Below are 13,948 nucleotides of genomic sequence, written 5' to 3' on the forward strand. Positions count from 1 at the left end.
CATTATCATGATTTTCCGTAGATAATGTCGTTACTGATCTCGTCGGCATATCTACAAAGGGAAATATACTTCCATCTGTCATTATAATAGAAAGGCAGAATCATGTACATCTGAAGTCGGCCACCGTCCCCAGGAATTCCTGAGTGGAAATAGTCAACCACGTAATCTCTTTTTATCTTGGCAATCCTGTCTCTGACTGTTGGAATACGGTAGAATTCCCTGAATCTCTCCTTATCTTCCGGATGTATATACATGTTGGAGTAGATCTCTACCGCCTTTACGGCATCACTTTCAAGGTCAGCCACCGCCAGCTGATCAGAGTTAAGGAAGATATTTTCAACTGTGCCATCCTCGTCATAGAGATCGACGCGGAAATACTGATTAAACACATGAGCCATGGCAACATTGATGTTATCAGAAGCTCTGGCTTCTCCATGGAGAGTGACATTTCTTGAAACAAGAGCGTAGGCTGCCCTATCTCCCATTCTATCAATAAAGCGAACCTTGGTGTTTATCACACTGCCACTTGTAATAATATCCGTTTCAGCTCTTTTATCATAGGACTTCTCTGCCTTATCCATGACCTCACGAAGCTTGATAACTTCCGGAATCTCGTTGTTGGAATTTCTCTTATTTGCCTCGTCAACGCCTGTGATTCCAAGGGAGCTCATAAAGTTCACGTAAGCATTATTAGCATAGAGGAAAGTCATTGCCTCCGGTGTTGTTTCGATAATAGCTATAGGAAGGTTATTAAGCACCTCCATCTTCTTCTCTCTAAGAGGTACACTTCCAAGGACATTAATCTCACCTATCCGATCGTAATACTGGTTATACTTAAAGTCTTCACATACATCAAATGAGTAATCGCCTTCAAGGGTAAAGTGATCTGTTGGCTTAGGTTTTCCAAACAGATATCCCTGAAGTCTTTCACAGCCGATTCTTCTAAGGAAATCATACTGTTCCTGGGTTTCTACACCCTCTGCCAATGTGTGCATGCCCAGTTCCTTGGCCATATTTACTATGGTTGAGAGAATGACCTTAGCTCTTTTATTGGTCTCGAAGTCCCTCAGGAAGTTCATGTCGATCTTGAGCATATCAAAGTTATAGGTCTTAAGGTTGTTAAAAGAGCTATAGCCTGCCCCGAAATCGTCCATCCAAACCTGGTATCCTGCTTCTCTAAAGCGGGTAATATGGTCACTAATATATTGTTCTCCTGATGCAACGGCACTTTCAGTTATTTCGATATTGAGAAGATTAGCTGGAATCTCATACTTTTCCCTTATCTTATCTATCTCTGATAAGATGTCACAGAGCTCAAAATCAAGTCTTGAAAGATTTACAGAAATAGGCTCCACTGCCATCTTAAAGGACATATCAATTCGGATATCCTGACAAACCTGATCAATGATATAAAGATCAAGCTTGTGAATAAGGTGAACATCTTCCAGCACCTCTACAAAAATAGCAGGTGATATCATTCCATGCTTAGGATCTATCCATCTTGCAAGAGCCTCGTATCCACAGACTTTTCCTGTAAGTGCCCTAACTTCTCTCTGATAATAAACCTTGAAGTATTTCTGTTTAAAGGCTTCTTCAAATTCATCTATAACGTACTGTCTAAGCTCATTCTCTTTGTTAAGCTCTTCGCTGTAGTAGTTAATGTCCTTATCGTAAACATGGATGATCACGTCACAGGCGATCTTGGCTCTGTCCACCATAACAACGGCGTCCTCTTCATTGCCATCAGCCTTGTAGACACCAGCTTTAAGGCGCATTTTAAGACCCTTATCGTATTTGATAAGGCTCCTCTTAAGCTGGTCAAACTTAACCTGTATTTCATCTTCTTTGATAGTGTTGGAAAGAATTATGAACTGATCTCCGCCTGCTCTTGCCGCAAGCTCATCAGAAAAGATTGCTTTTATCTCTAAGGCCAGGCTCTTTAAGAACTCATTACCGCCAGAAAAGCCGAAGTTCTGGTTAAAGAGTTTGAAATTCATGACATTCAAATAAACAACCACAGTGTCCTTGGTTGCTGCAAACCGGCCGTGTCCCTGAAGATGGGATAACAAACCTGTAAGACTTTGTAATCCTGTAAGTTCATCTAGCTGGTCTTTTTCTTCAATTGTAAAAAAAGCGCCATTTTCCGTGAACAATAATATGCACCCACATTAAATTTACAGTTGTACATACATTATAACATGTAATGCCGATAAACCACGTGGATGCATATTGTTTAATAGAAATTTTATTTGTCGTATTTTAATTAGTGATGGAAAAGTCTAAGTCCTGTAAATGCCATTACCATGTCATGGCTGTTAGCTGCCTCAATAACGTTGTCGTCACGAACTGATCCACCTGGCTGAGCCACATACTTAACGCCGCTCTTATAAGCTCTTTCAATATTATCGCCAAATGGGAAGAACGCGTCTGAGCCAAGGGCTACATCTGTGTTCTTATCAAGCCATGCTCTCTTTTCAGCCTCAGTGAACACCGCTGGCTTCTCCTTAAAGATGTGCTCCCACTTGCCATCAGCAAGAACGTCCATGTAATCAGCACCGATGTAAAGGTCAATAGCGTTGTCTCTGTCTGGTCTCTTGATGCTGTCAAGGAATGGAAGGTTAAGAACCTGTGGAGCCTGTCTAAGGAACCAGTTATCAGCCTTAGAACCAGCAAGTCTTGTGCAGTGGATACGAGACTGCTGACCAGCGCCGATACCGATTGCCTGTCCGCCCTTTACATAGCAAACTGAGTTGGACTGTGTGTACTTAAGAGTGATAAGAGCAATGATAAGATCGATCTTAGCTGACTCAGGAAGCTCTTTGTTATCTGTAACAATGTTAGTAAGCATCTTGTCATCAATTTCAATAAAGTTGTGACCCTGCTCGAAGGTTACGCCAAATACCTGCTTCTTTTCAATTGCTTCTGGAACATAATTCTCATCGATCTTGATTACTGCGTAGTTACCGCCCTTCTTAGCCTTAAGGATCTCAAGGGCCTCATCTGTATAGCCAGGAGCAATGATACCATCAGAAACTTCTCTTTTTACAAGTCTTGCTGTGCACTCGTCGCAAACATCAGAAAGAGAAATGAAATCACCAAAGGAAGACATTCTGTCTGCGCCACGAGCTCTTGCATAGGCATTAGCAAGAGGTGTGAGCTCACCAAGATCCTCTACCCAATAGATCTTTTTCTCAATATCTGTAAGTGGTGTTCCTACAGCTGCGCCTGCTGGTGATACGTGTTTAAAGGAAGTAGCAGCTGGAAGTCCTGTTGCCTTCTTAAGCTCTGATACAAGCTGCCATCCGTTAAGGGCATCAAGTAAGTTGATATATCCAGGTCTTCCATTTAATACTTCGATTGGAAGGTCTGCGCCATTTTCCATGTATACTCTGGATGGCTTCTGATTAGGGTTACATCCATATTTAAGTTCTATCTCGTTCATACCTTTTCTCCTTTTAATATCACGTGATATCTTATTATCACCGTCTATAGCTACTATTTCCAACAATTAATTCATACCTGGGTCGTCTTACTGGTTCTTGTTAACAATTCTTGCCTCGTACTTACCAGTCTCAATCTCGATAAATCTTGTGAAAAGAGATACCTTATTATCCTCATTAAGTGCGTTCCATACGTTGTTTGTGAAAGTATCGATATCCCCAGCGATATTCACAAGTGTAGGCTCTCCTTCGTAGCTAGGAAGAGGATTAGCATCCTTCATATATGTGTGGATAAAGTAACCCTCGCCACTCTTTGGATTCTCGTAAGAATAAGTAAATCTCTGGCATGATGATGGATCGCCATTATTACTCTTTAAGATAGACATAGCAAAATCAAATTTGCCATTCTGAACATTCATGATACCTGAAATTCTAGGTGTGTAGTTAGGAGCATCCGGCTCAAACTCTCTTGTTCTAAGAGCCTGCTCAAAGGTCTGCCCCTCTTTCATAAGGTCGTAGATAGTGTCTGTCTGATCGCCGTTTGTAACGATTGTAGAATTACCAAGAACGCGAACTGGAGCGTAGATGATAAGGCTTGGATCCTCAAGTTTAGCTGGATCAAAGGCCTGTGTGCGGATGCCTTCGCCATCCTCTACGAATACTCTGTTTCTTGAGTTCTCGCTTCTGCCCATGATAAAGTAAGCAGTTACTGCATACTTGCCATCTTCTGAAACACCGATAACAATGCCTCGTCCTGGATAAGTGGTCTTAGAGATTTCTTTGGTCAATTCGATCATAAATCCTCCTAGAAAAAAATTTACCGCCTGAGCATTCCACTAAAAGCGGTTGCCCAGGCGGTCGACATTCAATATTATTATCCGTACTCCCATGTGGTTACCCACTTATCCGCCAGTCATACAGACACCTATAACATACACTGTTTTACTTAAATTATCAAGTCCTGATTTTGTAGGAACGATACAGTTTACATTTTGGGGGAATCCAGCTCTGGCTCTTCTTCCTCAAATCAAACCAATAAAAATCCATATCAGAAGAACAGAACTGCAATTCCCACGATCAGTAAAAGAAGCGCTGTTGCTCCAACAATGAGAAATGTTACAGATGCAAGTCTGCAAAACAGGGTCGCATTAGGGTGATTACCTTTCTCTGCAAGCTTATTACCTGCAAAGATAAGTGAAATTCCGCCTCCTACTCCGGCCAATGTGGCAACAATAAGTATTCCTGCAAGCACTGCTAACGCGATTAAAAAAGCAAATAATAAAAACATTAGAATAATTACACTAAGTCCACCCATATCAAAACTCTCCTCTCAAAACTCCAAATAACGTTTCTATCTATTATACAACTGAGCTCCTTATAATGTTGCACTAATATTTTCCCTCTATTTTTGTTATGTCATTTCCACAAGGACAGCTGTTTCTTCATGTAGTTTTCCACATCCAGACCATAAGCCTCCTGAAGCTCTTTATTTCCAAGGCTGCTTGCCCTATCTCCATTGGCAATAATCTGGCCATCCTTCATAACAATAAATTCATCGCAGACACTAAGTGCCATATTTATATCGTGAAATACACCAATAAGCGTATTCTTTACTACTCTTCCATCCTCTAAAGTGGTGCTTTCCTTACTCCATTCCATCAGATACTCCATGAGCTCTGCCTGATACTTAAGATCCAGATGGTTAGTAGGCTCATCCAAAAGAAGTATCGGGGTCTGCTGAGCCATGGTTCTAGCCAGGAACACACGCTGTCTCTGGCCTCCTGACAGCTCATCAATCTGCTTATCTCTTATATCAGTAAGACCATTTCTTACAAGACACTTCTCCACAACCTCTCTGTCTTTGGCATCTGGAATACCAAAGATATTGTCAGTGTAAAGATATCTGCCCAGCATTACAGTCTCTTCCACAGTATAAGAAAAATAGATAGAAGAAAGCTGTGTCATTATAGCCACCATTCTAGACAGCTCTTTTCTCTTATAGGAGGAAACCTCCCTTTCATCAAGAGAAAGACTTCCATCATAGGAAAGCATTCCGCCGATAGCCCTTAACAAAGTAGTCTTACCAGAGCCATTAGCTCCAAGAATAGCCACTTTACTGCCTTCTGCAATATCAAACGATATTCTATTTAATACTGGATTGACACTCGGTTTTTTGCCATATCCACAAACAAGATCTTTACTTTTTAGTATCATGAAAATATACCCATAAAAAGAATGGAGCTCCCACCAGAGCTGTCACAGCACCTACTGGAATCTCTCTAGGTGCAAGGATTGTTCTTGAGATCATATCTGCAAGGGCCATAAATGCGCCCCCAAGGATCATAGACATTGGAAGTACGTATCTGTGCCTTGATCCGAATATGCGCCTTACAATATGAGGAACAGTCAGGTCTACAAAACCAATAATGCCTGAAAAGCACACAGCTGCTCCTGTCAGGAAGGACGCGATTATAAGCAGTCTTATCTTAGACTTCCTTGTATCTACACCAATACTCATGGCCTGCTCATCGCCGAAGGTCATAATATCCAGTTCTCTGTGCAAGAACATCAAAAGAACTATGCCGATCAGCACACATACAGCCACGATAAAGCTGTGTATCCATCTCCTTCCGGAAAAGGATCCCATCTGCCAGAATACAAGCCTTTGAACATGCTCACTGGCAAGGGAAGTGATGATCGTCAGCATAGCATTAACAAACAGAGAAAAGACCATACCAAAGAGGATAATGGTGTGATTCTGCATGTTGTGATCAATCCTTGAGGATACACCGATAACAAAAAGAACTGTCAAAAATCCCGCAGCGAATCCCACTACAGGAAGAGTAAAAATGCCAAGGACTGTGCTGGAAACTCCCATAACGATTACAATAGCAGCTCCTAAAGAAGCACCGGCAGAAACACCCATTGTATATGATGAAGCCAATGGATTCTGCAAAATAGACTGCATTACAACACCGCTTAATGAAAGGGCAGCACCTACAAAAAAAGCCGTAAAAGTCCTTGGCATCCTAATCTCCCATAAGATTGATACCAAGGACTTATCTATTGTTTCTGGAATGACAGTTCCAGTTATTTTGTGAAAGACTATTGAAAGTCCTTCTTTAACTGGAACTGATACACTTCCAAGACTCATGCATAATAGAACAATAACAAATGATATTGCACAACCTATTATGATTTTATAACTCTGAGTACTTTTATTCACGCTGCGTTATCTTCCTCTGCGTCATCTGCTTCAAAAGGATCAACCACGTCACTGTAATAATCAGGATAAATGTCTTTTGCCATCTCTATCATAGCACTAACTACGTGATGGTTAGGACGGTTAATTGCATCTCCATCAAGCTGGAATACTGCGCCATCCTTAATTGCTGCTACGTTCTCCCAGCCGCTCATTGTAAGAAGTACATTTACAACGTCTGGTGTATATGTGTCAGATGTAAGGATAACCTGAGGATCCATAGCAACAGCAGCCTCTTCTGTAAGAGCTGGCCACTGCTCTGTTGAATCACCAGCTACGTTTGTAGCACCGATTGTCTCAATCATCTCGTTGATGTATGTATTAGCACCGCAAGAATAGATTGTAGGATAATCTGCTGTTGGTGTTGAGATCTCATAAAGAACTGTCTTCTTCTCTTCCTCTGGAATAGTAGAAGCAATAGCTACGATCTCATCAATAGTAGCCTTCATCTCGTTAGAAATGGCACTGGCCTCATCCTCTTTACCAACTACAGCACCGATGAACTCGATATCTGCAATGATATCAGCTAAGCTTGCACTACTTGGAATATCGCAGACACAAACACCAGCCTCTTTAACTGAAGCAAACACATCCTCACCATGGCTTGCACTCATACCTGTTGTAAATACAACATCAGCGCCAAGTGCAATGATCTGCTCCTGATCTGGAGCCATCATATCGAACTGTGGGATATCTGCTGTAAGATACTCGCTGTAGCTAGCATATGAATATGTATCGCAAGCTACGATCTTGTCACCAAGTCCGAGATCAACAAGGATCTGGGTTGTTGATGGTGCCATTGAAATAATGTTTTCAACTGTTTCTGGGAGAGTAATAGGATTACCACTGCGATCTGTAGAAAGATCTGTCTCTGCCTCCTGTGATGCCTCTTCAGTAGATGCGTCAGATGTTGCATCAACCTCAGATGAAGCCTCTGTAGCAGGCTCAGTGGTTGTTTCTGTCTGGTTCTGGGTACCACAACCTACAACCAAACTAGAGATCATAGCAACAGCCATGACCATGGATAAAAACTTCTTTTTCATAATGTTCCTCACTTTCTTTGACTCGAAGAAATAATGTGGTTTGTAAATTACCTGGGCAGGTATCTGGCTGGGAAAAGATAGCTCTTTTCCATCACAGTAGCGGCACTGCTGAAGATTCTCACTTCATTCCCTTTTAATTGGCTCCGAAAACATCCCTGTCTCTGGTCACACCCGGGCAAAGCAACTCTACCATTATATATGTTTTCTGTCAAATCCGCGAGTTCGCATAATTGTTAAATAAATTAATTAAATACAGCAAAAAACCACATCAACGCTGAGGGTCTTACTACTTAAACATAAGTTGGCATCTTACGTTCCTTGGCTTCGTAATCTCATTGATATGGTTTAATGCTTTGGCGAAATATATTAATTGTTTTTCACGACTAACTAGAGGAGTATCATCGTGAAATAAGGGGGGCAAATTCATTAACTTAATAACTCATTTGCTGTACTTATTATACACACAATTCAAATAAATTGCAAGTTTCTTAAAATATTTGTAATATTATCTCACATTTTTCGAAATTTCATATAGCAATTGTAAATTTATTCGACAACAAATATCCGAAAGAAATAAGCAAAAATCAGTAAGTGCACGCCTGCGTACTGTGTTAGAATAGGCTCTAGTGACAATAAACCATCACAAAAGGAGATGTATGAAATGAGAGATTTTAAGGGATACATGCATGGTATCAATCTGGGTGGCTGGCTTTCCCAGTGCAATCACACTAAGGAAAGATACGATACTTTTATAGTAGAAAAAGATATTGAAGTAATTAAGAGCTGGGGTGCTGACCACATCAGAGTTCCAGTGGACTACGATCTTGTAGAGACTCAGGAAGGCGAATACAAGGAGGAAGGCTTTGGTTATATCCAGAAGGCCATTGACTGGTCCCGTAAGAACGGCCTTAACATGGTTCTTGACCTTCACAAGACCTTTGGCTACAGTTTTGACAGCGGCGAGAATGAATCAGGCTTTTTTGACAACGAAGCTTATCAGGAGCGCTTCTATAAGCTCTGGGAACAGTTCGCACAGCGCTTTGGTAAATATGAAGACACCGTTGCCTTCGAGCTTCTCAATGAGGTTACCAAGAAGGAATACTGCAAAACCTGGAATGCCATTTCCAAGAAGTGCATTCAGCGTGTAAGAAAGTACGCTCCTACTATCAAGATCTTAGTTGGTGGCTACTACAACAACAGTATCGAGGCCTTAAAAGATCTTGAGGCTCCTTACGATGACAACGTGGTCTACAACTTCCACTGCTACGAACCACTTATCTTCACACATCAGGGCGCTCACTGGATAAAAGAGATGGATACAAGCTTCAGAATGCCATTCGACTGCACCTATGGCGAATACATCAAATACAACGATGAGCAGCTTGATCACACCACAGGCGATATGGCAGGCTTTGATCCTTCCAAGAAGATCGGAATCGAATATTTCGAGCAGTACGTAGAAGAGGCTGTAAGAGTTGCCAACGAGCGTGATGTAGCCCTCTACTGCGGAGAATACGGCGTTATCAACTTAGCTTCTGCAGAAGATTCCCTTAAGTGGTATCAGGCTATCTGCAAATGCTTCGACAAATTCGGTATCGGCAGAGCTGCCTGGAGCTACAAGGAAATGGACTTCGGTCTTTCTGATGACCACATGAAGGCTGTTCTTCCTGAAATTACCAAGATTTTCTAATTTACACCAAGGTTCTCATAATATATAATAAAAGCGTCATCGGAAACGTTTCCGGTGACGCTAAATTTTTAAATTCATGGAGGTTTCCAATGCCTAGCTGGTTAAAAGATGCTGTTTTTTATGAGATATATCCCCAGAGCTTCAAGGATACCAATGAAGACGGAATAGGTGATATCAACGGAATCATTGAAAAACTTGATTATATCAAGGATCTTGGCTGTAATGCCCTCTGGATCAATCCTTGCTACGACTCTCCTTTTAAGGATGCAGGCTACGATGTGAGAGATTACAAAAAGGTTGCACCAAGATACGGTTCCAATCAGGACCTTTACAGACTCTTTGGAGAAGCCCACAACAGAGGAATCAAGGTACTTCTTGATCTGGTTCCTGGTCATACTTCTGAGGAACACAAATGGTTCCAGGAAAGTAAAAAAGCTGAAAAGAATGAGTATTCCAACAGATATGTCTGGACTAACGGCGCATTCCAGGGCATTGGCGGGCACCCTTATATAGGTGGAGAGGCCGACAGAGACGGCTGCTATATGCTTAACTTCTTCAAGTGCCAGCCAGCTCTTAACTACGGTTTTCTTAACAGAACCGAGGATTGGCAGCTTCCACCAGACCATCCTGACTGTATCGCCACAAGAGAAGCCCTTAAGGACATTATGCGCTTCTGGCTTGACCACGGCTGCGATGGCTTTAGAGTAGATATGGCAGATTCTCTGGTAAAAGAGGATGATGAGAACAAATCAGCAACTGGCGCTGTTTGGAAGAACATCAGAGAAATGATGGATAAGGACTATCCGGAAGCAGCCCTGGTTTCTGAATGGAGTAACCCATATCAGTCTCTTAAAAGCGGCTTCCACTGTGACTTTTATCTTGACCATCACGGAAACGGCTACAACACTCTTATAAGAGATAATGAAACTCCAGGTGGTGACCACAGTTTCCTTAAAAAAGACGGTCACGGCGATATCTTCAGATTCCTGGATGACTATCTTCCTAAATATGACAACACCAAGGACGATGGATATATTAGCTTTTTTACCTGCAATCATGACACGCCAAGAGCTCGCAGAACCCTGGGCTACGATGAACTTAAAATAGCATATGCTATGTTTTTAACTCTTCCAGGTGTTCCATTCATTTATTATGGGGATGAAATTGGAATGAGATATCTTGAGATTCCTACCAAAGAAGGTGGCTTTGCAAGAACAGGATCAAGAACTCCAATGCAGTGGGATCACAGCAAGAACATGGGATTTTCAGAGGCTCCAGAGGATATCCTCTATCTTCCTCTTGATCCAGCAGCCGATGCTCCAACTGTAGATGATCAGGCTTCTGACGAGAATTCACTTTATAACGAAGTTAAGCGCCTTATCGCCCTTCGTCACCAGTATACTGACCTTCAGGCCGATGGATCTTTTGAAGTAATATTTGCCGAAAAGGAGGCCTTTCCATTTGTTTATAAGCGCGGCTCTTTAATAGTTGCCATCAACCCTTCAGACCAGGAAGCCCGCGTAAGTCTCCCAGAAAGTGCTTCAGCCCTTTTCCAGATCGGAGATATCTCTCTCAATGGAAAAGAGCTGACAATGAAGCCGCAGAGCTTTGTAGTCTGCAAATAATTCAACCAGCCTTCTTAACCTCTTTAGCACGTACCATTGGGAGGATATCGGCTTTATTAAGTGCTGGACGAATAGCATTATAAAGAACTATAGCGATCACTGAATTGATCACTGCATTTATTACTGTTGCATAGGTTGTAATTGCCACGAGAGAATCGATGGCTTTTGCAGCCTTTTCTGCATCAGGAATAAGAATTGTAAACCATACATATTTAAGAGATGGCTCAAATACACAGTTAAAGGCCAGTGCTCCCACCGTTGCTATAGCAGACCATTTGGCAATCTTAGCCTTATCATGGCTCTGTGAGATCTTACCAATCTTATGAGCAATAAGCCCAACCACAAGGCCCATCACCAGCTTACAGATAAATGTCCTGGGGGCAGATGCTGCAAATCCTGTGAGAATATCTGCAAGTGTAAGTCCAACAGCTCCGGCAAGTCCGCCGTATACACCACCAAGTAATAATGCACCAAGAACAACAAATGCGTTGCCTATATGTACCTTAGTTCCATTTGCGTTAATAGCAGGGAAAATGGCATATCCTACATAGCAAAGGGCCGCCATAAGGCCTGCATAAGAAATATTCAAGATCTGATTCTTTTTCATTGTGAGTCTCCTCCCGTGGGAATTATGTATATTGACTTAAACATTGAAGTTAATATATCATCAAACTGGTGACATTAAAAATATCAGTTTTGGAATATTTTATATGACCAGATTGAAATAAGGGGATAATCAATGGAAAAGACAAAGCGATATCTTTCAATATATGAACAAGTCCGGGAGGACATCATATCAGGCAGATACACCGTAGGTAGTAAGCTCCCTTCAAAGCGTGTCATGGCTGAAAGCATGGGCGTTAGCGTCATTACCGTTGAACACGCCTATGAGCTCCTCATGGAGGAAGGCTATATAACCACCAGGGAAAAGAGTGGGTACTTTGTCATATTCGATGATAAGGATATCTATACGCCTGCTGTAACTATGCCGATTGTGCGTGTTAAAAGTGAAAAGAAAAACAATTCACAGAAGATTGACTTCTCCTATTCTATCTACGCCAAGACAGTCCGCCGTGTCCTTAGTGAATACGATTCCTACATCATGGAAAAATCTGATAAAAAAGGCCTGTTGCAGCTTCGTACTGCCCTTTGTGAATATCTTGGAAGGAGCCGCAGAATATCCGTTACTCCAAAGCAGATCATCGTTGGTGCAGGAGCAGAGTACCTTTACGGACTGATAGTTCAGACCTTTGGTCGTGAAATAACATATGGTATTGAAACGCCCTCCTACCCCAAAATCACCAAGGTTTACGCTTCAGGTGGAGCTAAACTTGAATCTCTTCCACTTACCAACGATGGAATTGACAGTAAAGACCTTTGGGCTGGCCACATGAATGTCCTTCACATTACCCCATACCGAAGCTTTCCATCTGGCGTTACAGCCTCTGCTTCCAAAAAAAGAGAGTATCTTAAATGGAGCAAGAAGACAGACGGTTATATCATTGAAGACGACTTCGAATCAGAATTCACTCCAAGTAGAAAACCCGAAGAAACGCTTTTTTCTATCGATACTGAAGGAAGAGTCATTTATGTTAATACTTTTACCAGGACAATTGGTAGCTTCATTCGATGCGCTTACATGGTACTTCCCACTAATCTTCTCCCACTATTTGAGGAAAAGATTGGTTTTTATGAGTGTCCCGTTCCAACCCTTGATCAGCTCGTCCTTTCCGAGCTCATAAACAGTGGTGACTTTGAACGCCACATTAACAGGGTTAGGCGACATAACCGAAAAGATAAATCATAAAAGAATGATATAGCATAAACTTCTTAAGATTTCCTTAAGATGCTTTACTTCCATCTTTCCTAATGTTAATATATGTCCCATCTGCTCCACTCGGAGCAATCGCTAATACAAGCCTGTAAACGGCCACATTTCATGTACTAGCGATAATTCCAGTTTCCTGCGCAGGATATATATTATTTAGGAAAGGAATAAAATGAATACATCTAAAACAAAAGTCCTTACTGAGGAGGCAATCAAGAACAGTCCTCTTAATGACAACATTAAGCAATTACTATTATCTATAAAACGTGGCGAAAAGCTTATTCCACTTACTAGTGACATCATGTCCAAAAACGTTCTTTCTCCAGATTTACATCCGGAGCGATTTGACTTTCTAGTTCAGCGTGTCATGAAAAATGCTAATCTCATCGCAGATAAATCATGCACCAATGAAATCCCACTTGAAAACTACGAATCCAAAAAATTGATTACCGATATCAGCGCATGGTTGGCAGATTCCGAACTTGCCACCATAGAAATGCAGGCTCTTGCTCAAGAATTCATTTTCAAAAGAGCAGATCTTTTAACTTCCAGAATGCTGATGCTCCAATATTCTGCTAAGAATGGTCAAAAAGGGACCGTTAACTTTGATAATGTACCCGGAGTAGTATTGGTAGTACTGATGAAGGAAAGCCCTAATATCTTCAAAAGCCATGATAGCAGTCGCTACATTCACAGAGTCACTAATGCAAAAAGTGATACAGGAATGACATTTCCATTACTTAGACAGATAGCCTTTGTACAGTTGGATAGTAGAGTAAATAAAGATTCGGAAAAATAAGAAAAGGGAAAGCATCATCTTCATGATAAGATTAGATTTGCGAGAAAATAATCTAAGAGAAGGTGGTGCTTTCCATGTACAACAGTATACTACAGTTTATTCAGAAAGATATTAGAGAGATTGAATTAATTGTAAAAGAGCTCCTTGATGGGGAAAGAGATACAGCAGATCTGTCACAGGAGGTGCACAAACGGGTACTGAACCTTGGATGTAGTCTCGTAAGTGAGATATATGAACAGATAGATGAGGAGATATTTGGGA

At 41.5% G+C, this 13,948-nt stretch carries 13 protein-coding genes and 2 riboswitches; of the genes, 5 read left to right on the top strand and 8 right to left on the bottom strand.

All coding sequences use genetic code 11. The annotated features are described in order from the left end of the window. Window positions 1-5: 5 nt before the first annotated feature. From T541_RS0112020 to T541_RS19525, 7 genes are all read right to left on the bottom strand, one after another. Window positions 6-2,153, bottom strand: coding sequence for a GGDEF domain-containing phosphodiesterase (locus T541_RS0112020; protein WP_026652961.1), 2,148 nt, complete (start codon window positions 2,151-2,153; stop codon window positions 6-8). Between the two features lie 110 nt (window positions 2,154-2,263). Beyond that, window positions 2,264-3,442, bottom strand: coding sequence for a phosphoribosylaminoimidazolecarboxamide formyltransferase (locus T541_RS0112025; RefSeq protein ID WP_026652962.1), 1,179 nt, complete (start codon window positions 3,440-3,442; stop codon window positions 2,264-2,266). A gap of 87 nt (window positions 3,443-3,529) precedes the next feature. Next, entirely contained in the window at window positions 3,530-4,237 is a 708-nt protein-coding gene (locus T541_RS0112030; RefSeq protein ID WP_026652963.1) for an IMP cyclohydrolase, read from the bottom strand. Between the two features lie 44 nt (window positions 4,238-4,281). Beyond that, window positions 4,282-4,367: riboswitch (ZMP/ZTP riboswitch) on the bottom strand. A 121-nt stretch (window positions 4,368-4,488) separates the two neighbouring features. Then, on the bottom strand, window positions 4,489-4,755 hold the full coding sequence (locus tag T541_RS0112035; protein WP_026652964.1) for a hypothetical protein: 267 nt from the start codon (window positions 4,753-4,755) through the stop codon (window positions 4,489-4,491). A 101-nt stretch (window positions 4,756-4,856) separates the two neighbouring features. After that, window positions 4,857-5,654, bottom strand: a complete 798-nt coding sequence (locus tag T541_RS0112040) for an ABC transporter ATP-binding protein (protein WP_051538231.1) — start codon at window positions 5,652-5,654, stop codon at window positions 4,857-4,859. Further along, window positions 5,638-6,666: a FecCD family ABC transporter permease gene (locus T541_RS0112045; protein WP_034466992.1), complete on the bottom strand. Its 1,029-nt coding sequence runs from the start codon at window positions 6,664-6,666 to the stop codon at window positions 5,638-5,640. Before T541_RS0112045 ends, T541_RS0112040 begins: the two co-directional genes overlap by 17 nt. Then, window positions 6,663-7,745, bottom strand: coding sequence for an ABC transporter substrate-binding protein (locus T541_RS19525; RefSeq protein WP_051538232.1), 1,083 nt, complete (start codon window positions 7,743-7,745; stop codon window positions 6,663-6,665). The genes T541_RS0112045 and T541_RS19525 overlap by 4 nt, the downstream gene beginning before the upstream one ends. 36 nt (window positions 7,746-7,781) lie before the next feature. Then, window positions 7,782-7,935: riboswitch (cobalamin riboswitch) on the bottom strand. 471 nt (window positions 7,936-8,406) lie between these two features. On the opposite strand from T541_RS19525, the gene T541_RS0112055 reads away from it, so the two are divergent. Together T541_RS0112055 and T541_RS0112060 are read left to right on the top strand one after the other, a co-directional pair. Continuing rightward, a complete protein-coding gene (locus T541_RS0112055) occupies window positions 8,407-9,435 on the top strand; it encodes a glycoside hydrolase family 5 protein (RefSeq protein WP_026652967.1) in 1,029 nt (342 codons plus the stop codon). Window positions 9,436-9,524: 89 nt separating this feature from the next. Continuing rightward, window positions 9,525-11,060: an alpha-amylase family glycosyl hydrolase gene (locus T541_RS0112060; protein ID WP_026652968.1), complete on the top strand. Its 1,536-nt coding sequence runs from the start codon at window positions 9,525-9,527 to the stop codon at window positions 11,058-11,060. Between the two features lies 1 nt (window position 11,061). Here T541_RS0112060 and T541_RS0112065 read toward each other — a convergent pair whose 3' ends face one another. Continuing rightward, window positions 11,062-11,667 (bottom strand): ECF transporter S component, encoded by a 606-nt coding sequence (locus tag T541_RS0112065; RefSeq protein ID WP_034466995.1) that lies wholly within the window; start codon window positions 11,665-11,667, stop codon window positions 11,062-11,064. Window positions 11,668-11,799: 132 nt separating this feature from the next. Here T541_RS0112065 and T541_RS0112070 point away from each other — a divergent pair, with 132 nt between their 5' ends. From T541_RS0112070 to T541_RS0112080, 3 genes are all read left to right on the top strand, one after another. Beyond that, complete coding sequence (locus T541_RS0112070) at window positions 11,800-12,867, top strand: PLP-dependent aminotransferase family protein (protein ID WP_026652970.1); 1,068 nt, start codon at window positions 11,800-11,802, stop codon at window positions 12,865-12,867. A 193-nt stretch (window positions 12,868-13,060) separates the two neighbouring features. After that, a complete protein-coding gene (locus tag T541_RS0112075; protein WP_026652971.1) occupies window positions 13,061-13,687 on the top strand; it encodes a PD-(D/E)XK nuclease family transposase in 627 nt (208 codons plus the stop codon). A 74-nt stretch (window positions 13,688-13,761) separates the two neighbouring features. Continuing rightward, window positions 13,762-13,948 (top strand): hypothetical protein (locus tag T541_RS0112080; RefSeq protein WP_026652972.1); only part of this gene is annotated, 187 nt, incomplete at its 3' end.

Source organism: Butyrivibrio proteoclasticus P6B7 (genome assembly GCF_000622085.1).
In the GTDB taxonomy this organism is placed as follows: domain Bacteria; phylum Bacillota; class Clostridia; order Lachnospirales; family Lachnospiraceae; genus Butyrivibrio; species Butyrivibrio proteoclasticus_A.